Origin of the sequence: Streptomyces caelestis, from assembly GCF_001279005.1 — a bacterium.
GTDB lineage: Bacteria > Actinomycetota > Actinomycetes > Streptomycetales > Streptomycetaceae > Streptomyces > Streptomyces heliomycini.
This window is the reverse complement of sequence record NZ_LGCN01000265.1, coordinates 51,730-76,501: the sequence shown is the minus strand read 5'-3', so window position 1 is coordinate 76,501 and position 24,772 is coordinate 51,730. Positions and strand designations below refer to the sequence as shown.

General features: G+C 74.9%; 2 protein-coding genes. Both read right to left on the bottom strand.

Going from position 1 to position 24,772, the window contains the following annotated elements; genetic code table 11:
- Nucleotides 1–34: 34 nt before the first annotated feature.
- A complete protein-coding gene (locus ADK41_RS36080; protein WP_037804491.1) occupies nucleotides 35–24,424 on the bottom strand; it encodes a lonely Cys domain-containing protein in 24,390 nt (8,129 codons plus the stop codon).
- The gene (locus ADK41_RS36075) at nucleotides 24,425–24,772 is read right to left on the bottom strand and encodes a hypothetical protein (protein ID WP_030828680.1); all 348 of its coding nucleotides are present in this window, start codon (nucleotides 24,770–24,772) and stop codon (nucleotides 24,425–24,427) included.

Genomic DNA, 24,772 nt, shown 5'->3' with positions numbered 1-24,772 from the left:
CCCGCTCCGCTCACTCATCTCATTCGCCCTCATCTCATTCACCCGTGTCCGCCTTCCCGAGGGGTGGCAGTCCGAGGATCTCCCGGAACCGGGCGGCCAGGCGCGCGAGCGCCCGGGGGTCCGTCCCCTCCGCCGCCAGGAGGTCGGCGAGGCGGCGCACCGCGTCGCGGTACGCCTCCCCGGCGTACCGCCAGTCCGCGAGCACGGCGTCCGGGTCGCCCGGCAGGAGCATCCCGAGGGCCGTGTCCCAGGCCCGGGCGGCGTCCGGGTGCGCGGTCGTGCTCGCGAAGTCCGTGAACGCCGAGCGCCAGATCCGGCGCGACACCGTGGCCGCGACGGCGTCGAGGGCGTCCGGCCACGGGCCGGGGCGGGCCAGCAGCAGCCGCACCTGGTCGAGCGGCGCCAGCCCGCCGCCCCGCACGCCGCCGCCGAGTTGCGCCTCGACGTCCATGCCGGGGGTGATCCCGACGCCCGCGTCCCTCAGTTCGTCCAGGGTGACGAGTTCGCCGCCGGTGAACCCCGGCGGAGTGCCGGGCAGGTCGTCCGCGCCCACCCGGCCGGCGAGCCACCGGCGTCGGGCCTCCTCGGAGGGCGGTTCCTGGAGCGGGGTGTCGTCGCCGGCCGTGATGACGTCGGGGGCGGGTCCGGACGGCGGGTCCGTCAGCGCGGGCGGACCGGTCCGCGACCAGTGCGCCCCCGTGTCGTCCTGGGGCGAGGTCAGCACGAGGAGGCTCTCGTCCACCGCCGGTCGCCGGTCGAGGAGCCGGAGGGGCCGCGTCGGCAGCCACACCGTCCGGGCGGCTCCCCTCCGGGCGGCGATCGCCTCGGCCAGGGCGGCGTCCCCCGTCCCCGCGCCGACGGGGACGACCGTGACGTCCCGGTCCAGTTGCGCCAGGACGGGGTCGTGGGAGAGCAGTTCGGCGATCTCGTCGTAGGGCACCGGGCGGGTGGTGCCGTCCGGCCGGGGCATGTCGACCCGGCCCGGGGTGGTGCCGCTCAGGTCCAGTACGTACCCGCCGGGATGGTCGCTCTTCCCGGCGCTCTTCCGGTGCCAGGGCGCCAGTGCCCCGCGGCTGTCGTTCAGGCCGCCGTCGGGCGAGATCACGTAGCGGTCCGCCCACAGGCGGCTCGGGGCGGGCTTCCCCGTCCAACTGCGGCCGGAGGCCTTGCCGTTCACGGAGGTGATGAGGGTGCGGTCGTCCAACGCGCCGTGGCGTTCGAGGTCGTACGCGGCGAGGGCCGTGGGGTCGTAGGCGTCGCGTCCGAGGGCCGCCGCCGTGGCGGCCATCAGGAGGAGGTCCGTCCGCAGGGCCTCGTCCCCCGGGTCCTCGCCGGCGGGCAGGTGGAGCGCCTTCGTCGTCAGGGCGTCGGGGTCGGGATGGTTCTCCACGCCCTCCACCGCCTTGACCGTGGCCCACAGCGCGTTCTGCCGGTGGGCCGCGGTGACCTGCTCCGACGGGCGCAGGCCCAGCACCTGGCGGGCCCACAGGTCCGGCTCGTGCCGTGCGATCAGTTCGCGGGCCCGGTCCACGGAGGGCAGGGGGACGAAGTCGGACAGCGCGGATCCCGGGTCGGCGGACAGCCGCGCCGACGCCGCCTCCAGCACCGCCCGTACGTCGTCGGGGTCCGGCGGCGCGGGCCGGGTGCCGGGGGCGGTCGTCAGGCCGTGGTGCGCGCGGGCGACCCGGTCGAGCAGGTCGAGCGTCAGCTCGCCGTGCTCCCGCAGGTTCCCGTCCCCGCGGCGCATGACCTCCAGGGCGCCGATGCCGCGCAGCAGCCGGTGGTACGTGCCGGGCGGGACGTCCTTGTCGTCCTCCACGTCGACGCCGAACGTGGCCCGCAGGGCGCGGACCAGGCGCAGCGCCGTGTCCCGGGCCATCGCCGGGGTGAGGTCCGCGGACCTCTCCAGGCCGGCCCGCGCGGCCAGGGCGTCGAGTTCGTCCGGGGTCGGTTCGGGACGCAGCTTCACCATGTCCACCGGGTCGTTCACCGGGGTGGTGGGGATGCCGTGGTCGTACAGCTTGCCGTGCGCGTGGCGGCTCAGGTGCTCCCTGTCCGGGGCGTAGACGTCGCGCCGTGTCCTGTTGGAGACGTCCTGGGCCACCGACGGGGCGGCGAGCGGGTCGGGGACGAACGGGCGGCTCCGCTTCAGGGCGGCGGCGGTGTACCCCTTCGGGCCGCTCCCCCAGCAGGACAGGAACACGAGGGGGGTGTCCCGGTCCAGCCGGCTCACACTGCGGCGCCGTCGGAGGTAGCCGCCGGTTTCCGTGCCCCGGACCGGGACGTTGTTCTGGAACATGTGCTCGACCATGAGGGTCTGCCCCGGCGCGCCGTGGACCAGGAAGAAGTAGGGCTTGCGGCCCTTCCACGGCACCGGGCGGGGAGCGCCGACCGGTTCGCCGGTGACCGGGTCGTAGACGACCCACTCCGTCGACCGGACCAGGTCCTGGAGCCACCGCTCACGCTGGACCAGGTCGGCGCCGTTGAGCACCGCGCGGCCGACGGGCCGGCCCTCGTCGGTGAGGGTGGCCGACTGGACGTCCGCGTCCCGGAGGGTCTTCCCGTCGATCGTGCGCAGGACGGCCTCCCCGGGTTCGGGCCGTCCCTCGTCCGGCCCCAGGTCGTCGGGGTCACTGGCGATCCACTCGCCCAGCGGCTCGTCGCCGAAGGACCGGTCGTCGCTCACCTCGATGCGGGAGCGGCCGGTGTCGGGGTGCGGCTTCAGGGCGGCCTCACCGCTGTGCGACCACAGCGTCCTGCGCACCCGGGCCGCGGCCCTGCGCGGCAGGTCCAGCCCCATGGCGCCGGCGTACTTCGACGCGAGCACCACCTCGGCACCGTCCTCACGGCCCGCCAGTTCCGCGTCCTGCGCCAGCAGTTCGGCGAACTCCTCCGGCGACAGCCGCCACCGCCTGCCGCCGTCCGGCAGGGCCAGCCCAACCTTCGTGTGGTCGCCGTCCTTCGTCCCGATCACGTACGGGAGGGGGGCGCCGGGCCGGCGCGTCCACGGCGACGGCCGGGGGCTCCGGTCGTCGTCGTCCACCACGTCGTACGAGGAGGTGTCCAGGTCCTGGGCGGGCCGGCCCGTCCAGTTGCGGCCCAGCGGGGTGCCGTCCGGTGCGGTCAGGCGGGTGGCGTCGGACAGCAGTCCCTGCCTGCCCAGGTGGTAGGCGGTCAGCGCCTCCCTGCTGGTCGCCCGGCCGGCCGCCATCGCCTCGTCCACCAACTCGTACAGCCCGCGGACGCGGGGCGACAGGTCGTCGTCGTCGAAGCGCACCGGTACGAGGGCGGGGTCCGTGGACGCGCTGCCCGAGTCGCTGCCCGAGTCGCTGTCCGAGTCGCTGTCCGAGTCGGGGTCGTCCCCGGGGTTGTCGTCGAGGTGCAGGAGGCTCCTGGCGAGCCGGTCCGGGCCGGCGAAGTAGTCCTCCGGGCCGAAGTCCTCCGGGCTCAGTTCCGCCAGCCGGGCGACCGCCTCCGACAGGGGGGAACGGTCGACCGTGACGACCACCTGACGCCGTGCCGCCCTCCCGGTGGCGCCGGTGTCCCGGCCGCCGCTCTCCGTGGTGATCGGGAAGTCCTCGGCCCGGACCGTGCGGCCGCGTACGTCCGCGACGTCGCGCACGGCCCGCTCGTTGAGCTCCAGCCGGCGCCGGATCTCGTCGCGGAGGAAGTCGCGCGCGGCCTCCGCCCGCTGCCGGCCGACCGTCCCGGCGTGCTCGACGGCGGCGCCGGACAGCGCGAAGCGCGGGCCGTTGCCGTAACCGGTGACCGTGATCCGGGGGAGCCGGAGGCCGGCCCTGAGGTCCCGCAGGCCGGACAGCACGAGCTGCTCGGCCAGGTCGGCGAGTTGCCCGCGCTGGTCCGGGTCGGTGATGTCCCGGGGGCGGTGCTCGAAGGCGTCCCGGGACCGGGACGGAGGAAGCTCCGGGGCGGGCTCGGCGGGTCCGTCGCCGTCCGGCACCGCCACGCTCCCGGCCTCGGCCTCGTCGTCGAGGGCGAGGCCCGTGTCCGTCGGGGCCAGGGTGACGGTGGAGACCGGTGGCGCGGCGGCGGCGGTGGGTCGCGCGGCTTCGGAGGGGTGCAGCCGGCCGGTGCGTGCGGCGTGCAGCAGGTGGGCCAGGGTGCCGGCGGTCAGCGACGGGTTCCAGCCCTGCCGGGTGGCGTACCGGCCGACGACGTGCCGGAGTTCGCCCCAGGTGAGCAGTCCGGGGTCGGCGTCGCCGGCCGCCCGGGAGCGCAGCCTCTCGAGGGCGCCGAAGCCCTCGATCAGCTCGTGGAACTCCGCCTCGCGGTCCGGGTCGGAGTCGACGCGCACGCCGTGGGTCTGCCGCAGGGCCCGCACCCAGTGCAGGGCGCGGTCGGTGCGCCCCGGCAGGTCGGCGGGGAGCCCGCCCAGGTCGGCGAGCGCGTCGAGGGCGGCGGTCCTGGGCTCGGGAAGGAACTCCTCGATGTGGCCCACGGGGTTGTCCGGGTCGTCGTACACGACCAGGCGGGGCGGCAGACCGCCCTCGGCCTCGCTCGGCGAGATCTGCCGGTCCACGGTGAAGACGGTGCGCCGGGTCTCGTTGGCGACGTACTGGGCGGAGGAGGGATGGGCGAGCAGGTCCTGGTCGGCGCGCGTCATGGACAGCTCGCAGAGCAGCAGCCACACCGGCCTGTCCGGGGGCAGCGCCCGCATGCTCTTGCGCCGGGCCAGCACCCGGCCCAACTGCCGGGGGTGGACCGCCTGGTTGGCGGCGGTGCTGCGGCGGGGCAGGGTGGTGCGTCCGCTGTCTCCGTGGCCGACGACGACGTAGGAGTCGGCCAGGGCCCGCGGCAGGGGCAGCAGGCCGCTCTGCCGTCCGGCGTACACACCGGGCAGCCCTTCCTCGACGTTGGTGTAGTGCTGGATGGCGGACACCACCCGCAGGGCCTCCTCCCGCATCGCCATGTCGTGCGCGTCCAGGAAGACCCGCCCGGTCAGGGCCTGTCCGTCGACCGTGACCAGGGGGTACGTGTGGATGTCGGAGTCGGGGAAGACGGTGCCGTCCGAGGCCCTGACGGGGGCCTCCGGGTCGTCCGGGACCAGCCCCGGGTCGGCGGGGACCCAGGTCCCGGCCGGATCGTTCGCGGAGGCGGGCGCGGCCAGGACCGGGACCCGGCGGCCGCTCGGAGCCGTCTCGAGCCGCAGGTCGCCGTAGGTGAACCAGGTGCGGGTGCCGGTGCGGTCGGCGATCACCCGTGCCAGGACCTCGTTGCGGCCGTCCTCCTCCCCGATCAGGATCACCACGGGCACGTCCGGCCGCCGCCCCGGGTCGTGCAGCACGAGTTCGGCGAACTCCTCGTCCGAGACCGGTACGCCGTCCGCCAGCACCATGCCCTCGGCGTTCCGTTCGGCCAGCACCGCGTGAGCGGCGGGACCCCAGGGCGCGGGGTGGACACCCCGGGGATCGGCGACCAGGTCCAGATGCAGGTGGATGCCGGGACGTCCGGTCCAGTTCCTGCCGTACGGCGTGCCGTCGTCCCCGCTGAGCGCGGACTGCTCCGGGTGGCCCTGCCGGGTCAGCCCGTAGGCGGCGATGGCGTCCAGGCTGCCGCTGCGGCCCCGGCGGTGGGCACTGCTCACGAGGGTGAGGGCGTCGTAGTGCCGGGCCGCGTCCACCGGCGCGTCCGGCGGCAGGTGCAGCAGCGTCCGGGTGATGCCGGCCAGGTCCAGCGGGCCGCGGCCGAGGCGCGGGTGCCGGGCGCGCACCGCCTCGACCACGCGCAGTGAGTTGAACAGTCCGGTGCGCAGCTCCTGCGAGAGCGGCTGGGAGCCGAAGGTGGCGTCGACGAGCGCCCACAGCTGCTGAAGGCGCTGCTGGAGCGCGCCGTCGGCGGGCGGCGGCGCGGCGGCGGACCGCGTCTCCGGCGCCGGAGCGGGGAACGGCGACGGCAACGGCGCGGGGGCGTGCGGCTGCGGCGCGTGCGCGCCGGTGGCGCCGTCCCACAGGGCGCGCACGGCCACATGGGAGTCGCTGCCGTCGCCCGGGGCGCCCTCGGCGACGTCCCACAGCGCACGGGCCCGTGCCAGCGCCTCGTTCTCCGCGTCGGTGGCCTCGACGGGGTTGACGTCCGCGGGACGCGCCCCGCGGGGGCGGGCGGGTTCGACGCTGCGCGGGTGGCGGGTCCGGGGCGGGGGGCCCTCTCCGTACAGCCGGCGCAGCAGGGGGTACAGGGCGGGCTGGCGGGTGCGCACCCACTCCGGGCCGGCGTTGTTGCGGGGCAGCCCGGTGTAGGGGTCGTCGCCGCCGTTGGCCATGAGGTAGACGTTGGTGAGCTGGGCGAAGAACTCGAGCTCGTTGCGGCTGCTGTAGTTGGGGGCGCTGCGGCGGCCGTCGGCGTCGTAGCCGTGGAGGGGGCCGTCGGGCCAGTTGCCCGCCTCGCCGGCCCGTGTGGTGGTGCGGAAGGTGTTGGTGATGCGCTGCCGGTCGACGGGGTCCAGGCCGTGCAGGTGGATGGTGTGGGCGAACTCGTGCAGGGTGGACGAGTAGCCGTCGGGGTAGGCGGACTTGTCGGCGCCGACGGTGGTGCGCTCGCCGAGCAGGTTCTCCTCGGTGACGGCAGCGGTGCGCGTGCCGGCACCGCGGACGTCGTCCCAGGGGCGGCCGTCGCCGGTGACGGCGCCCCGCAGGAAGCGGAAGGCGTCCAGGGAGGTCAGCGCCTCGTTCCTGGGCACCACCAGGACCCGCGAACCGCGCTTGAGCAGCCGCGCCGCGACGTCGGGGTCCCGCAACATCCGGGCGATCTGGGTACGGGCCCGGTCACCGGCGGAGACGGGCTGTTCGACCCCGTCGGGCACCTGCGTCATGAGGCGCGCGGCGACCGAGGCGAACTCGGCCGGGTCGCGCCCGGCGCGCAGGGCGTCCACGAGCACGGGGTCGGCGGCCAGCCGCTCACGGTCCGCGGGCGGCAGCGCCGCCAGCTCCGCGTCACGGTCGGCGGCGGACAGGCCGGGCAGCCGGGCGGCGAGCGCCCGGACCGGGTCCGCGGTCACCTCCGGGAGGACCCGCAGCCCGTCGGCCAGCGCGGTCAGCTCGGCGCGCAGCGCGGGCAGGCCGGCGTCGGTGACGCCGAGGGCGCGCCAGGTCTCCTCGTGGCGGGTGAGGGCGTCGGGGTCCTGGGCGGCGGAGTCGAGCAGTTCGCTGAGCCGCACGGCGAGGGAGCCGGCGGCGCCGGCGGGCCGCGCGGACCGGTAGGCGTCCTCGCGCGCGAGGACCGGCGTGGCCGTGCGGGGGCCGTCGGCGGGGGTGCGGTGCAGCGCCCACAGCAGGTCGAGAAGGTCGCGTCCGCGCAGCTCCGGGTCGGTTCCGGTGGCCAGGGCGAGGGCGGCGTCGGCCAGGGAGTCCGCGGGCCGCGGCACGGTGAAGCCGTCGACCGTGACCGTGCCGGAGGCCGGCCGGTCCACCGCCGTGACCGTGATGTCGACGCCGTCCACCGACAGGTCGAGGACCCGGCCGCCGCCCGTGCCGGGCCGGACCCGCACCGACGCCCCGGGCATCTCCCGCTCCAGCGCCCCGCGTATCCCGTCGGCGGCGGGCGGGGAGACCGCGGGCAGGTGGAACTCCACGGCGCCCAGCGGCCGGGACTGGCCGAACTGCACCCGGCCGCGGGCGGCTCCGGCCAGCACCACGGGGTGGCCGAGGCCGTGCAGCACGGCGCCGACCCGGCGCGCGACGTCCAGCCTGCCGGTGTCGTCGCCGGACGGCGTGCCCGGCTGCCGCGTCCCCTGCGGAGGGGCCGGGACAGCGCGGCCGGCCGGGTCGGCGGTGGGGGCCGACGGCGGAGGCGGGGCGAGGGCCGGGGCGGGGACGGGGGCGGCGGTCTTCACCTGGTCGGTGCGGACGACGACGCCCAGCCGGTCGCTGAACAGGGCCGCCACGTTGGTCAGCCAGCCGGCGGCCTCCGCGGCGTCCAGACCCGGCCGGACCGTCTCGCTCATGTAGCGGCCCGACTTGTCGTTCACCACCCAGGAGTTCAGGTCCTTGTTCCAGCGGAACTCGCCGGACACCCGGCTGCGGCCCGGCAGCGTCCGGCCGGCCGCCTCCCCGCCGTCGTCGACGAACCCGGCGGCGATGCCGGTGTGGCCCAGCCCGTCCAGCGTCCCGCGCAGCGCCTCCGCCGTCAGGTCGGGGTCCTTCTCCCGCATCCCCGCCAGGAGCGCGTCGAACTGCTCCGGCGTGACGATCCCGCTCAGGTCCTCCGTACCGAGGATCACCCGCCCGTCGTCGGTGACCGTGTAGAGCCACACCGCGTCCCGGTTGCCGGTGATCAGCAGGTCGGGGTCGACCTCGTCCAACGGCACCCACAGGGGGTTGAGCCGTACGTCGCCGTCCTGGTCGCGCTCCTCGTCCTTGATCCTCTTCGGGAGGACCGGGGCGCCGAACCGGTCACGGGGTGCGGCGTCGCTGCCGTCGTAGTGGTCGACGCCGTTGTAGTAGACCTCCGTCTGCCTTGTGGCGTTGTCGGGCCCGGCCTCGCCGACCCGTCGGGGGCCCGACGGGAGCGACCGCACCACATCGACCCGGAGGTCGAACGCGTGCGCGGCGAGGAACAGGAAGATCTCTCCCTCCGGCGTCCCCCAGCGCCGCTCCCAGTTGACGACGGCGTCCAGGAGCCCGGGCAGCTCCGTGTCGTCCAGCGGCGCGGCGCTCTGCGTGTAGGCGGTGGTGAGCAACCGGCCCAGTGCCTCGTCGTCGAGGTCGCGGGGCGTCGGCAGCAGGCCGTGCTGCTTGAGGTACTCGAACATCCGGCGCGGGCCCAGGTCCTCGGCCTCCGCCTCCACGACGGCCCGGACGTCCTGCGGGGAGACGGCCGGGTCGGCGGGCAGCGCCGCCGTGCGGGCGTCGACGTACCGCCTCAACAGTGCGGCGGGGTCGAGGGCCTCGGCTACGGGGACCTGCCGCACGCCGTGGTGGTCGAGGAGGGCGAGCATCCCGGCCCGGTCCATTCCCCGGACGCGGGCGGCGAACGCGTCGGCGACCGTCTGCCGGAACTGGCCGGTGATCTGCGGATGCAGCCGTCCCCCGCTGCGGCCCACGTAGTCCTCGAGGTAGGACCGCATGGCACGGAGCGCGGTCCGCGACGGGCCGGTCGTGGCGCCGGTCGCGGCCTGGCGGCGCAGGTCGCCGCGGACCGCGTCGGGGTCCCCGAGCCAGTCGTACGCGGCGCGGTCGGTGGCGGCGAGGCCGCCCAGACGGCTGCGGATGTGCACGGGGTCACCGGCCATGAAGGAGTACAGGAGGCACTCCCCCGTGCCGGGCACCGGCACCCGGCGCCCCCTCGCCCGACCGCTGTCGCTCTCCGGCCCGGCACCCTTCTCGCCGTCCCCTGGAGACGGGTCCGGCCTCGGGGCAAGCGGCTTGGGCTCCGGGTCCGGCTTCGAGGCCCGCGGCTTCGCTCCCGGGTCCGGCTTCGGGGCCGGGAGCTTCGCCTCCGGGCCCGACTTCGGAACAAGCGGCTCCAGCCCCGGATCCGACTTCGGAGCAGGCGGCTTCGGCTCCGGGTCCGCCTTCAGTTCCGGATCCGCCTTCGGAGCCAGTTTCGGCTCCGTACCCGCCTTCGGAGCCAGCGGCTTCGGCTCCGGATCCGGCTTCGGAGCAGGGCTGGTCGGCAGGGCCGGCTGGTAGTGGCGGTCGTCGAGGCTCAGCACCACGTGGGCGCCGGGGTGTGCGGATGTTCCGACGAGCCCCCGGAGGTCGCCCGTCGGGTCCTCGGGAGCGAAGTCCTGGAAGCCGCCGTCGCTCCCGACCACCGTGACGCGCACGCCGAAGGTGCGTGCCGCGAGCAGCGGGAGCAGGTCCGCCGCACCGTGGTTCCAGCCCGCCTCCGACGGGGCGTCACCCCGCCGGAGGAGCTGGATGACCGCCAGTTCGGCCCGTACCCCGGGGGGCAGGTCGGCGACGTGCGGGAGGAGACCGCCGAGGCCGTCGAACTCACGGCGTGCGGGGGTGTCCGTTCCGAGGTCCAGGCCCGCCGCGGCGATCTCCTCCGCGCTGAAGGCGTCGGTGTGGTCGGGGGCGACGGCGGCCAGCAGGTCCTCGTCGGCGTGGTCGGTGAGCCAGGAGGCCATCCTCCGGCGCAGGTCGGACATGGCCCGCGGATCGTCGAGGTCGATGCCCTGCGCGGCCAGCGTCCCCGGGGCGGCGTGTTCGAGGCCTTGGGCGAGCGCGCGGAAGAAGGCGTCGCCGTCCCTCGGCACGTCCTGGAGCGTGTACGTCTCGTTCGTGGGGGACGTGAGGACGGCGCCCGGCCCCGTACCGGTCCTGGTGTAGCGGGGCGGGGCCGGGGGCTTGGCCTTGGGCTCCTTGGGCGGCGCCTGGTAGGTCACCGCGGGCGGCTCGGGCAGACCGTCCAACTCCTCGCGGCCCTCCGCGGTGGCCGCGAGCCGGTGCCAGCGGGTGAGCTGGTCCGCCCCGGCCCGCACCCGGTGGTACTCCGCCGCGGCCTTCTCCGCGGTGTTCCTGAGCGCGTCCAGTTCGGCGCGCCGGGTCTCGAAGGCGTCGCGTGCCGCGTCCCGGCGGGCGGTGGCCTCGTCGAGGGCCCGGCGGGGATCCCTCGCGGACAGCAGGGCCGCGTCGAGCCGCGCGTCGGCCGCCGCCTTCCCGGTGCGCGCGGTCTCCAGCCGCAGGTCGGCCTCCTTCCGCAGGGTCCCGGCGGCCTCTTCGGCGGCGGCCAGTCGGGCCAGCGCGGCGTCCTCCTCCTCCCGCAGGACCTCCGCCCAGCCGTCGTGCTCGGGTGCGGAGCCGTACGCGTTCTCGGCGAACGCGTCGACGTCGGCCTGCGCGGCGGCCACGGACTCGTCCGCGAGCCGGTGGTCCCGGCGCGCGTCGCTCTCGGCCTGCCGCAGGGCGGTGTCCGCGGTGTCGACGTCGGCCCGGGCCAGGTCGACCGGGCGTCCGGCCGCGCGGGCGACCCGTTCGGCCCTGTCCAGGGCGGTCTGCGCGGCGTCGAGGTCCGCGCGCAGCCCGCCGGAGGCGCGCCGCTTCTTCCAGTAGGCCTTGTCGGCGTCGACCCAGGCCTTGCTCGCCTTCTCGACCGCGTCCCACGCCTTCGAGACGCGTTCGGGGAAGTTCGTGTCGGTGATGATCCGCAGGTCGCGGGCGACGTCCTCGCGGATCCAGGTGACGACGTACGCCTGGGACCTCATCGCCTGCGGACCCGACCTGGCCTTGGCGAAGGTGCCGCCGCGGATCCGGTTGGCGAGCTTCGAGTCCAGGATGTTCCGGTGCACGTCGCCGACGCCGATCCAGGTGGCCGGGACCGCGAAGAGGAAGGACCGGCCCGTCTTGGGCTTGAGGTTGCGCGAGGTCAGGTGGTCGTCCCCGACCGGCATGCCGTCGCCGTCGAGATCGTTGGGGCCGGGACCGAAGGCTCCGATCTGGTTGAGTCCGGCGTCGGGGGAGTCGTACAGGAAGGCGCCGCCGAGGCTCGAGGACTGGCCGTGCTCGACGGACGACGAGGTGCCGGCGTTGTCCCCGTACCGTCTGAGCACCTCCAGCTTCTTGCCGTCGGCGACCGTCAGCAGCAGCGCGCGGCTGAAGTCGGGTGCCGAGCGCAGTGACAGCTGTCCGGTGTCGGTGCCCGCGAGGGACTTCTCGGTCAGCCCCGCCACCTGGTAGCCGCCCGGTTCGGTGGTGCGCGGGAAGAACGCCGTGACCGCCGTGGAGCTGGTGCCGTCCTCCAGCGCCTGCGCCGATCCGGTGCCGAGACGGGTCAGCCCGGTCCGCCTGGTCCTGCGGAGGAGCTCGGTGAGGGCGGTGGCGTCGGGACCGTCCTCGGCCTCCAGGACCTGAAGGGGGAAGCCGACGTCGTACGCCTTCGTGAGGAGCAGCTCCCCGGCCGTGCGGATGTTCTCGACGCCGATGATCCCGCGGGGGTGCATGCCGTTCTCGGGGAAGGTGAACGGCCGTACAACACCGTCCCCGTCCCGGACCGTCAGTTCCTCCACCGCCCGGGCGGGGGACACCGGCCGGGGCGGAGCGGCCAGGGCGGGGTCGGCCGCCGGGTCGGGCGCGGGCAGCAGCCGGCCGGTCCCTTCGTCCTCCCGCGACCGCACCGGTTCCATCAGGCTGAGCGGCACGTGCTCGCGCAGCTCGCCGGCGTCGCCCTCCTCGACGATGCGCAGCCGGCCCCGGAAGCGGTCGAGGGCCGTGGGCTTCCCCTTCGCCGGCTTCGCTCCGGCCGGCGTGCCGGCGTGGGGGGTGTCGTCGGCCTCCAGGGTGATCCGCATCCGGTACGGGGTGACGACCTCCGCGTGCGGTTCGGTGGACGCCGCCCGGTAGATCGTGACGGTGGTGACCGTGTGACTGGACGCGACCGTCTTCCGGTTCGATCCGCTCTCGGTGTACGTGGGCCCGGAGGCCGGGACCTGTGTGTCGCCGGTGTACACCAGCTGGCTGGTCAGCAGGCCCACGTCTGCCCCGGAGGAGGACTCCGAGTTCCGCTGGACGGTCTCGATGGCCCGCCGGTTCTCCTCCAGCTCCGCGCTGTGGTCGAGTCCCTCGAACACGGGCGTCCCGGGGATCAGCTCGACGCGCGCCCGCACCTGCCGGCTGCCGATCCGGATGCTGTCCCAGCCCCAGCCTCCGGCCCTGACCGGCGTCGACGGAGCGGTGGTCGTCATCTCCCCCTTCAGCGCCCGCGTGGCGCGGGCCGTCACCAACTGCCGGATCCGCTCCCGGCTCTCGCCGTCGAGCCCCAGTGTCCCGATCCGCCTGTCGAACGCGAGCAGTGCGTCGGTGGGGTCCAGCGGGTTCACCGCGTACGTGCCGAAGGCGGTGCCGCGCATCCAGGGCTGCGGCGTCCAGCTCCGGCCGGTGTAGCGGGGGACGTCGCCCATGCCGTCGTCGATCAGCCCCATCCGGTGGGCGCTCTTCTCCGGCAGGTGCCCCAGCAGTCCGCCCCGGTCGGTCAGCTCGGTCCCCGCCGCTCCGGCGAGGAGGCTCGGCACGAAGGTCCTGGCCGCCGCGGCCGTTCCGATCCGGCCCGTGCCCAGCCGACTGGTGAACAGCGCGAACCAGTGCCGCACGTCGCCGGCCACCAGCACCTGGTGGGTGAAGCCCTTGCGGTTCATGTCCGCGACGACCGTGCGCACGACGCTGCGGCTGCGCGCGTGGGACGCCGAAAGGGGGTTGGCGACGAGGCCGTACGCGCCCATGAGGCCGTGGCCCGGGTTCTGGGCGACGGAGTAGACCAGCTGGCCGCCGAAGACGAAGCCGGTGCTGGTGCTGACCTTGCCGGCCGCCTGCCGGGTGCCGCCGAGCGTCATCTCGGTGTCCATGGACATCGGCGGGGTGAGGGCCCGCAGGTCCCCGACCGCCGTGGCGTACCGGAAGGTTCCCCACAGCTCGCCGTACGGCCCCTTGCCCAGCAGGCCGCTGCCCACCAGGCCCAGCGGCCCCGAGCTCTGGTCGAAGCCCGACGCCAGGGACTGGGGGGTGAAGGAGCGGACGATCGCGTCCCGGGTGGCGGCGCCCTCCTTCGTCAGTTGCCAGGCGTTGCCCGACGCCGCCCCCAGGACCCGGTCCACCTCCGCGAGGAGGACGGGTGGCACCACCATGTTCACGATGACGAACGGATGCTGCCGGAAGTCCTTGAACCGCTGCGTCCCGCGGTCGGCGAGCCGTCCGGCGGGTCGGCCCGCCCCGGGGTCCGCGGGCAGCACGAGGTCGCCCTTCGCCAGGGCGAGGGCCCGCTCGGTGGTCAGGTGCGTGGGGACGGACTCGTCGGACAGGTAGGGGTTGAGCGCCCCGTCCGCGTGCGGGTCCGCGTCGGGGGTGTGCTGTACGGGGACGCCGATGAGCACCTGCCCGGTCCTCGGGCCGCCGCCCCGCAGGTGGCCCAGCGGCGTCCGGCCGAAGAGCACGTTGACCGGCTCGTCCAGGACCAGCAGACCCGGCAGTCCGAGGCCGAGACCGCGGAGGAGTCCGCGGGGCCGCCAGTAACCGCTCATGGTCGCGGTGAGGGACAGGTCGTAGCGGTACAGGTGGGTGGGCTGGTTGCTCACCGACATCGGCTCGTTGGTGACGGTCGAGCCGAAGCCGGTCTCCGTCTCCCACTGCCAGCCCCCGCGTACGCCCAGGGTCAGCCCGAGTGTGTTCCGGGGCAGGCCCGCGAGGTCGTCGACGGTGTTGTCACGGCCCGAGAACGTGCCCTCGAGGCCCAGGTCCAGGCCTCGTTTCGCGCTCGACTGGCCGTCGATCCGGTCGACGCCCTGGGCGCTGAAGCGCATGCCCTCGTTGTCGTCCCTGCCCTCGTACCGCCGCCCGGTCAGCGTTCCGTGCACCCGGACGGTGTAGTAGGTCTGTCCGACGGAGTCGGGATCGGTGAGCCTGATCGGCAGGCCGACCGTGGTCAGCCCCTCCAGGTTCGCGGTGACGTTCTGCTGGGACAGCACGCCGAGGACCTGCAGGGTGTTCTGGAGCGCGATCCGGTACGTGACGGGGTCGGTCCACCGGGGCGGCACGGGCAGGCTCTCGGCCGCCCGGAGCACCTGGTCGGGCTCGCGCGCCAGCAGGTCGTTGAAACGGGTGCGCCAGCCCTTCGGCAGGTCCGGCGGCAGCAGCTGGTCGAGGGGCACCACCAGCCCCTGGCGCAGGTGGGAGATGGCGTCGACCACGCCGTCGGCGAACGCGTCCAGCAGGGTGCGGCCGATGCCGTCCGCCGCGTCCGGCGTGACACGGGTGCGCCGGCCGTCGTCGAAGGCGAACTCCTTCACCCGGTGCATGCCCAGGGTGCGCGGCCGGTCCACGGTCAGGTAGGCGGGCACGAACGGCGGGGCGACGCCGTTGCGCAGGGCGAGGGTGGTTCCGTCGTCCCATCCGGCCAGCCGCCGCGCCTCGGAGCTGGTCATCCGGTCCAGGCTCCAGGTGAGGAAGCGCGTCGGCGGTGCGTCGTCACCGGACCGGCGCACCCGCACCGACTTCACGACCAGGTAGAGGGCGGTCCTGGGGCCCTTCACCTGTCCGGCCGACTTGAGGGTGCCGGCCCCGCCGAGCCCGGCCGACCAGGTCTTCGCGAACGAGGCCTGGAGGGTCGGTCCGGCCTGGAGCCGCAGGTCGAAGGGGGCCGCGCCGGGATCGTGGAAGTTGAAGGCGGGCCCGGCGACGGCCTGCAGCAGCAGGCTCCTGCCGTGGGCCCGGCTCCGCTCGCTGCGGACCGTCGAGGTGTTGATGTCCCGCATCTCGGCCTGGTCGGTCTCGCCGACGAGTACGGCCGCCTGCGGGATCACCTCCTCCACCACGAAGGCGCCCAGCGGTGACTTCTTCCTGTCGTCGGCGAACAGCGGCGGGGTGGTGATGCGGCCGCGCGCCATCGTGCCGCCGTGCCGCTGGAAGCTGTCGCCGGAGAAGAAGCTGTCCAGCTCGGTGTAGGCCGAGCTGCCGGGCAGGGCTCCGATCCGGGCGGCCGCCCAGTCCCGGATCGCGGCGACCGGGCCGAATCCCTCGATGCGGACGAAGCGGTACTGGGCGTCGCGGTCCAGGGTCATCGACCGGGGGACGCGGCCCGGCTCCGGCATCTTCGTCACGCTGTCGGGCAGGCGCACGCGCAGGCCCCCCCGGATGCCGAAGGCGAACCGGGCGGGCGCGGCCGGTTCGGTGTCGGTGCCCGTGATGTCCCGCCCGGCGGCGTCGGTGACGCTCATCTCGTAGTGGATGTCGTCCAGGTACGCCCGCGACTTGTCCAGCGTGCGGGTCTCCATCTGGTTCATGCGCTGGTCGGTGAGGGTGTAGCCGACCTTGTTGATGAAGCCGAACCGCAGGGCGATGCGGCCGAAGCCGCTGAACACCGCGCTGCCCACCGGGCCGATCGGTCCGCCGAGGCCGTACTGGGAGTTGGCCTGCATGTTCTTGGTCAGCCCGAAGACCGCGGCCGCCCGGTGCATGCTGTCGATCTTCGTCGAGTCGCCGATGCCGTCGTCGAACGGGGTCCAGTTGCCGTAGTGACGCGCTCTGATCCACAGGACGCGTCTCTTTCCGTCCGCGTTGACGTACGGGAAGGGGCGTCCCCTGCCGTCCGCCAGCGTCTTCGGCTTGTCGCGGAGCGTCTGCCGGACGTCGTCCAGCAGCCGTGCGCCGTCCGCGGGCCGGGCCTCCGGCCGGCTCCCCAGTTCGCGGTCGATGGCGTCCAGGGCCTGTTCGTAGCCCCGCAGGACGACCGTGCTCTGGCCGAACGTGACCGGGTTGGCCAGGAGTTGCTCGAGCTCGGCGGGGGACAGCCCGGACGGCAGCAGCGACGGGAGGTCGTCGACGTACGCGGGCATCCGCCTGCCGCCCTCGAACCGGGCCGGGTCGCGGCGCCTCGGCGGGGGCGTCATGGCGGGGTCGAGGCGCGGGGCGTCCGGGGACGGCGGGTCCGGCTCCGGGGGCCGGGGCGGGCCGGAAGGGGCCACGGTTCCGCCCCCGGCCGTGGCCGTGGTGGGCGACAGGCGGATGTCCGCCGGGGACGCGGGGGCCGGCCGGGCGGCCGACCAGTCCTTGGCCTGCTGGCGCCGGCCGTCCGCCAGGGGAAGCAGGGAAAGGACGTGCGGCAGGGACGGGTCGCTCTGCGCGAGCAGGCCCACGGTTCCCGGCGAGGTCCACACCCCACGACCGGTCGCGGCGCCGACGAGGGCCCGCCGATCGGTGGTTCCCGGGTCCACCGGGGCCGGGGTCGCGGAGGCGAGGACGATGTCGGCCGTGCGCGGGAAGTCGTTCAGCGCCGGGTCCACCGCGAGCAGTTCGGCGACCTCCTCGTAGGGGACCTCGACGCGGAGTCCGCCGGGCAGCTCCATGGTGAGGTGGTCCGGCCCGGCCTCGCCCCGCACCAGGTACGGGGCGGGCTTGGCGGTGTCGGTGGTCCACGGCATCTTCGCCTGGCGCACCGGACGGTGGCCGCCGTCCGGTGTCGCCGCCATGACGAGGGCGGCGTCGACGTCCACCGCCGCGCCCGGCGGGCCCGGCGTCCAGTCCCGGCCGGCCGGGGCGCCCGCGTCGTTGAGCAGCAGGGTGTCCGGCGCGAGGGCGCCGAGGGTCTCCAGGTGGAACGCGCCCAGCGCGACCGGGTCGTCCACGTCGACGCCGACGGCCGCCGCGTGCGCCACCAGGTCCAGGAGGTCGGGCAGCCGGGACGGGTCGGGCCGGCCCAGGTGCAGCACCCTGCCGGTGAGGGCGACCGGGTCGGGCGTCCGGCTCTCCCACTCCAGGGCCTTCACGGTCGCCCAGAAGAACCGGGCCCGCTCGGACGCCCCGATGACCGTCCGGTCCGGGTCCAGCCCCAGGAATCGGGCCGCCTCCTCGTTCACCTCCTCGTCCGTGAGGCCGTCCAGCCCTTCCGCCACGGTGATCACGTGCGGCAGGGTCACGAGGTCGGTGAGCACGGCGCCGGGGTTCCGGTGCACGGCGTCGGCGGCCCTGGCCAGCAGGTCCTCGTAGGCGTCGGGTCCCAACTCGCCGTCCGGGTCGCCGTGTTCGGTCGCGCGGATCTCGCGGGCCGCGCGCTCGAACAGGTCCAGGGAGAAGGGTCCGGTGTCGCGCAGCGCCGGGTCGGCGGCGCGCAGGGACTCCAGCGCGCCGATTCCCGCGAGGAGTTCGCCGTAGCGGCTGTCGTCCTCGATCGCCACCCCGAACGTCAGCCGCAGCGCGCGCACCAGTCGCAGCGTCCGCTCGCGGACCTCCTCCGACGCCGGTCCCACCGGGTCGGTGTGCAGGCCCGCCGCGCGGGCGCGGTCGTCGAGCGCGGCGTCGTCGGGTTCCGGCCGGTGCTTCACCCACTTCCCGCGTCGGCCCCGCGAATCCATGATGATGTAGTGGGCGACCTCACCATCCTTCCCGAACTTGAAGCCGACCTCCTGGGTGGCGCCGTAGACGGTGCGGCCGGTCTCGTTGGCGACGTGCTGGCTCTGGCTGGCGTCGGCCAGCGGGTCGGGGACGAACGTGTCCGTGACCAGTTTGCGCCTGCGGGTGATGCCCGGCGGTGTCGCGGCGAAGCACTCCTGCATGAGGACGGCGTGGTCCTTGGGGCGCCGCGCCAGGCTCGGACGACGCCCGAGCATGCCGCCCACCGCCCGGTCCCGTTTCCGGTGGCGGGGGTTCGACCGGGTCGGCAGCTCCGTCTCGCCGAGGAAGCCGTGCCCGGCGAAGACGTACACCGGCTCGCCGGCGAACGGGACCGGCTCGTCGTCCTTGACCCAGGTCCCGTCCTGCCGGTTGACGTGGTAGAGCTCGGTCGCCGTCGCCGCGTGCCGGATCCCCCGCAGCAGCCGTGCGCGGTCGCCGTCCCTGAAGACGGCCCTGCCGATCGACCCCTGGTCGGTGACGATGGTGTGGGACAGCAGGTCCTGTTCCCAGAAGGGGGCGCGGGCGGACTCCGCGGGGTCGGGCAGCAGGCCGGGAGAGCTGCGGATCCAATCGGTGCGGTCGCTGCCCCAGGCAGTCCGCAGGGGCACGACGTACGGGTGGGAGGCGTTGCCGTCCGGGCCTTCGGCGACGTCCACGCCCCCGTTGGCCGCCCAGACGTCCCTGCCGATCCGGTCCGCCGCCCGCCGCGGCAGCTCCAGGCCGCCCCCGCCGGCGTCGGAGACGAGCAGCAGCACCGGCACGTCCGCCGGGAGCCCGCTCAGCTCGGCGTCCAGGGCGAGGAGTTCGGCGAACACGTCGAGGGGGACCTCGCGCGGGGCGCCGTCGTGGCCGCGGACGACGACCTGGTCGCGGTCGCCGTCCGCCCGCACCACGTAGGGGTCCGGGCCGCCGGGGCGGTGCCAGGGCGCGGGTCCCACCTCGTCGCGGGACAGGATGCCGTCGGCCCGGGGCCCGGTCCTTCCCGTACGGGTGAGGTCCAGGTCGTCGAGCCCGCCCTTGCCCCGGGTCCAGTCGCGGCCGCGGGGGCGTCCGTCGGGGCCGGTGGTCAGGGCGTGGGTGGGCGACAGCACGCCCTGGCGCCGGAGGTGGAGCGCGGCGAGGGCGGCCAGGGAGCCCGCCGCCCGTGCCTCCGGTGCCGAGGCCAGCCCGAGCAGCCGGGCGCGCTGCACGTCGGTCACCGGATCGGCGGGGTCCAGGAGCAGCACCCGGCGGGCCACGGCGTCCAGGTCGAGCGGGCCGAAGTCCAGCAGGGGGTCGGTCCGGCGGAGCCGGTCGAGGCGCGCGAGCCCGTCGCGGATGTCCGGGTACAGAGGGCTCGACATGACGTCGGGGCCGTAGACGTCCGCCAGCATTTCCCGGTACCCGGCTTCCTCCGGGGCCGGCTCCTGCGCCCGGTCCCCGTCCACGCCGTCGTCCGGGTGGTCCGACAGCGGGGTGTCGAAGCCGTGCAGCACGCCGTCCAGGTTCGGCAACGGCGTGTCGAGGCCCCCGACCGGCCCGGGATCGAGGAGGTCGGCGAGCGCGGCGGGCGGCTCGGCCGGGACCCCGGTCGCGGGGCGGTCCGCGAAGGTGACGTCGTCCGCTCCGGTGCCGCCGTCGCCGGGCCGGACGGCCGCCCAGTCGGCCGCCGCGGGACGCCCCGGCGCGCTGGGCAGGAGGGAGGGGACGTACGGCCGTGACGGCCCGGCCGGGGCCAGGCTCACACTGCCCTGCGAGGCCCATACGGCACGGCCGGTCCCGGCGCCGACGACGGCCCGCGGATCGGGGCCCGGGGTGCCGGCCCCGGCCGGGGCGGTGGAGGCCGCCGGGGCCGCCTTCGGGACGGCCAGGACGATGTCCGTGGTGTCCTGCGGCCGGATGTTGAGCACCGGGTCGCGGGCCAGCAGCTCGGCGACCTCGTCGTAGGGGACCCGGGCGCGGAAGCCGCCGGGCAGGGTCATGAGGAGGTGGTCCGGTCCGCCGCCCGCCCACACCAGGTAGGCCGGTGATCCGCCGGGGGCGCTCCACGGCGGGCGTTCCTGGCCCACGGCCCGGTAGCCGCCGCCCTGTTGCGGGGCGGCGACGACGACACGGTCGGTGAGCGTGGTGGTGGCCGCGTCCGGCGGGGTCGGGGACCAGCGCCGCCCGGTGGGCACACCGTCGAGGTCGAGCAACTGGGTCCGGGGCGAGAGGGCGCCCAGGGTCTCCAGGTGGAACGCGCCCAGCTCGACCGGATTGTCCACGTCGACGCCGACGGCCGCCGCCCGGGCGACCAGGTCGAGCAGTTCGGGCCGCCGGGCCGGGTCGGGCCGGTCCAGGTGCAGCACCCTGCCGGTGAGGGCGTCCGGGTCGGAGGTCCGGCTCTCCCACTCCAGGGCCTTGACCGTCGCCCAGAACAGCCGGGCCCGCTCGGGCTCCCCGACGGCCGCGGGGCCCCCGTCCAGGTGCAGGACGCGGGAGGCCTCGGTGTCCAGGTCCTGGTCCGTCAGACCGTCCAGCCGCTGCGCGGCGGCGGTGACGTGGGGCAGGGCGACGAAGTCGGAGAGCACGGCGCCCGGCCGACGGTGCACGGCGTCGGCGGCATCGGTGAGCAGGCCCCGGTAGGCGTCGGGGCCGGTGTCACCCGGCCGGCCCGCATGGGCCGCGCGTTCGAACAGGTCCATGGAGAACGGGGCGAGGTCGCGCAGGGCCGGGTCGGCCGCCCGCATGGTCTCCAGCGCGCCGATCCCGGCGAGGAGGTCGCCGTAGCGGCTGTCGTCCTCGATCGCCGCGCCGAAGGCCAGCCGCAGCGCGCGCACCAGCCGCAGGGTCCTCTCGCGGGTGGCGTCCGTGACCGGCTGCCCGGGGTCGGTGTGCAGGCCGGCCGCACGGGCGCGGTCGTCGAGCAGTTCGCCGACGGGTTCCGGCCGGTGCTCCACCCACTTCCCGCGCCGTCCCCGCGAGTCCGTGTAGAGGCGGTGGACGAACGTCCCGTCCGGTCGCGTCGCGAAGCTGACCATGTGGGTGCCGCCGTACGTCGTGCGTCCGGTCTCGTTGGCGACGTGCTGGCTCTCGCTGACGACCGCCAGCGGGTCGGGGACGAAGGTGTCGTCGATGCCCCTGCGGGTGCGGACGATCCCCGGCGGCTTGGCGCTCGAGCACGCCTCCATCAGGACGCCGTGGTCCTCGGGGAGCTGCGCCAGGCTCGGACGCCGCCTGAGCATCCCGCCGGTCGCCCGCCCGCGGGTGTGGTGCCTCGGGTCCGTGGTGGTCGGCACCCGGGTCGCGCCCGACCGGGCGTGGCCGCCGAAGACGTACACCGGCTTGCCGGCGAACGGGACCGGTTCGTCGTCCTTGGTCTCCTCCTTGGTGACCGGGTCGTAGTGCCACAGCTCCGACGACTCCGTCGCGAGCTTCAGCGCCGCGATCCGGCGCGGGGCCTCGGAGTCCTCGAACACGCCCCTGCCGATGGTGACGCCCCCGTCGACGACGCTGTGCGACAGCATCTCGCGCTCCCACTCCGGCGCGTTCTCCCGCTCCGCCGGGTCGAGCACCTGGCCGGGGGTGCTGCGGATCCAGTCGGCGCGCGGCAGCCCCTGTCCGAACAGCAGGGAGACGACGTGCGGCTGTGACGGGTCCCGCTGCGGGGACACCTTCACGGCGCCGTTGGCCGACCAGACCTCCCTGCCGATCCGGTCCGCCGCCTCGCGCGGGAGGTCCAGGCCGCGGGCGCCGGCGTCGGGGACGAGCAGCACCACGGGGGTGCCCGGGGGCAGCGCCGCGAGCCGGGGGTCGCGGGCCAGCAGTTCGGCGAACACGTCGATCGGCACCTGGCGCGGGGCGCCGTCGTGGCCGCGTACGACGATCCGCCGGTGGTCGCCCTCCGCCATGACGACGTACGGCTTCGGCTCACCGGGCCGGTGCCAGGGCGCGGGCCGCACGTCGCCGCGGCCCAGGGTGCCGTCGGGCTGCCGGGCCACCTTCCCCACCTCGGTGAGGTCGAGGTCGGGGATCGTGGCGGTCGTCCAGTTGCGGCCCCACGCGCCGTCGTCGCCGGTCAACGCCTGGGTGGAGGACAGCACACCGCGGAGTTCCAGGTGGAAGGCGGCCAGGGCGGCCAGGCTGCCCGCCGACTCCGTCTCCGGGGCCATCGCCACCCGGAACAGCTCGCCGCGCTGCGCGTCGGTCACCGGGTGTGCGGTGTCCAGGAGCAGCACCTGACGGGTCACGGCGTCCAGGTCGAGCGGGCCGCCGCGGAGCGCGGGAACGGCCTGGCGGAGCTGGTCGAGGTGCGCGAGGGTGTCGCGGAGGGCGGGATGGAGGGGGCTCGTCGCGATCGCGGGACCGAACACGTCCGTCAGCAGCCGGTCGTACAGCGCCTCGGTGGCCGGGTCCGGCTCGGACACGGAACCGAACTCGGACTCGGACGCGTCCTGGTCGTCCTCCCAGTCCATGATCATGTCGACCGAGTCCGGGGATCCGGGCGTGGAGGACTCCCCGGTCGGGATCTCCGCCGGCGCCCGGGAGCTGAGCGGGGTCTCGTCGACGGTGACGGGCCGGGCGTGCTCCGCCGTGGGGCCGGTGGCGGCCGGCACTTCCTCGGACTCGGTGCGCACGGGCCGGTAGGGCTCCGGGGCGTCGGACGCGGTCCGGGTCCCGTCCTTCGGCGCCGCGGGGGACGGGCGGGACTGCCCGGACTCCTCGGGCGCGGGGGTGCGGACGCCGTCCGGGGCGAGCGTGTCCGCGTCCGTGTCGGTGTCCGTGTCCGGGTTCGACGGCTCGGCGGTGACCGCCGGGTCGCCGGACGGGGTGGTCTGGGGCCGTGACTGCGGGGTGGCGTTCGGCGAGGCGTGACCACCCGGGGACGTGGTGCTCGGCGGGGCGGGCGCGAGGGGTGCCTGCGGGTTCTGCTGCGAGTTCTGCTGCTGTCGCCCGTCGGCGGTGGACCGGGCCGTGTCGTCGTCCGTCGACCGCTGTCGTTCGGTCCCGTCCGGCGTGAAGGTGCCGCCGCCCGCCCGGGTCGTCGGCGGATCCGGGACGGAGGAGCCGACGGTGGCGGGCCTGTCGACCGGCGGGGTGTCGTCCGTGCCGGCGGTCCCGTCGGTCCCCGGGGTCCTGGCCACCGACGGGTTGAGGGCGGAGAAGACGGTGTCGGTGTCCGGGGCGTCCACGAGGGAGTCCCGGTAGGGGTCCTCGTACGTGTTCGGCGAGGTGGTGGAGTACGACGGCTTGACCGCGCCCGCCGCCCCCGGGAGTCCGTACGCGTCGATGCCGTTGCCGGCACCGTGGACCGTGTCGTGGTCCGGGAGTGACGAGGAGGACACGGAGGAGACCGACGAGACGTCGCTGGTGTCGCTGAAGACCGACGGGACGTCGCTGATGTCGCTGAAGACCGACGCGGTGTCGCTGCTGTCGCCGACGGAGGGGGCGGAGTCGTCGTACGCGTCGCCGTAGGGGTTCCGGTCCGTGCCGCTGTTCGTGTACGGGACGCCGGACGGGGCGTTGTACGTGCCGCTGGACGGGTCGTCGTAGAGGTCCTGGTAGGTGTTCCCGCCGTCGTACGTCTTGCCGTACCGGTTCTCGTCCCCGTACCGGCCGGTGCTTTCGTTCCCGTCCTCGTACCGGTTCCGGCCGCCCGGCAGGTCGTTGACGCCGTCGGGACCGAAGTCGAGGTTCTGGAAGAACTTGTGGTAGGCGAACTTTCCGCCGAACTCCGCCCCGGTGGAGGCCGCTTCGAAGACCAGGCCGCTGAGGCCGGCGCTCAGGAACGTGCCGGGGTTGAGGGTGAACGTGCCCAGGAAGATCAGGCCGGTGAAGGCCTCGGCGAAGGTCTCCGCCTGTCCCTCGTTGATGAAGCTGAACGGGAGCTCGGAGGCCTCCTTCCAGAAGTGGTTGTTCCTGAAGTACTTGTTGATGAACTTCCCGCCGACCTCGCCGAGGATGCCCCCGAAGAGTCCCGCGAACGCACCGGCGACCGCCGACTGCCCGATGTCCTTCCAGTCGAACTGGGTGCGCCGGCGGTCCGGGTTGTCCGGCACGGTCATGGAGACCAGTTGTGAGGCGAAGGCGACGAACGCCTCCTGGATCGCCTCCAGCAGCACCGACAGCGGCGTGGGGATGGCCCGTCCCAGCCGCTGGAGGATCAGCAGGATGCTGAGCGCGGTGCGCGCCTTCTGGATGGCGATCTCGGTGAGCGACGTACCGCCGGTGAAGACGGCCAGCGCGGCGATCAGCGCCAGTTCGATGTTCATCAGGATGAACTCGATGAGGATCTGGTACTTCGCCTCGGACAGCTTGATGGAGCGGTTCACCTGCTGGGCGCCCAGGTCCCGGAGTTCGTCGGAGAACTTCTGCAGGTGGTTCTGGCCGTTGTCGTCGACGAAGAGCTTCATCGCGGCGACGAACTCCTTGGCGATCCGCGGCGGGAGCGAGTTCCCGGCGGTGGAGATCGCTCCCTTCATCGCGTCGGAGAGGTCCCTGACGTCGTCGGCCAGCCGCTTGTAGGGGTTACGGCTGTCGAAGCCCCGGTCCTCGTTGCCGGTGGCGACGTTCGCGCCCACCCAGACCTCGATGAACTCCCGCAGGCCGGGCGGGAACATGATGGCCATTCAGCGCCTGTTCCCGCTCTCCGAGCCGTGCGTCTCGATGTCCTCGACCGCCTGGGTCTGCGGCCGCTGCACGTGGTCGGCCTCCGCGGCGACCGCGTCGACCAGCGCCATGAACCCGCTGGTGATGGCCAGGACCGTGTCCGCCACCTGCTGCTGTTCGCGCCGTACCTGCTCGCCGACCGCGTTGGCGAACTCGTCGTCGCCGCCCTCCTCGCCCCACCAGCCCGCGTACGCCGCGCAGCCGGTCTCGAAGCGGGGCAGCATCTCGTCGCCGTAGCGCACGGCGTCGGCGAGGTGCCGGGAACCCTGCAGGATCGCCTGGATGTCGGCGGAGTAGTTGCCGGCCAT

What these genes read in the sequence shown, in the direction of transcription:
- ADK41_RS36080 (WP_037804491.1), bottom strand. Translation starts at nt 24,424, where the DNA reads ATGGCCATCATGTTCCCGCCCGGCCTGCGGGAGTTCATCGAGGTCTGG.
- ADK41_RS36075 (WP_030828680.1), bottom strand. Translation starts at nt 24,772, where the DNA reads ATGGCCGGCAACTACTCCGCCGACATCCAGGCGATCCTGCAGGGTTCC.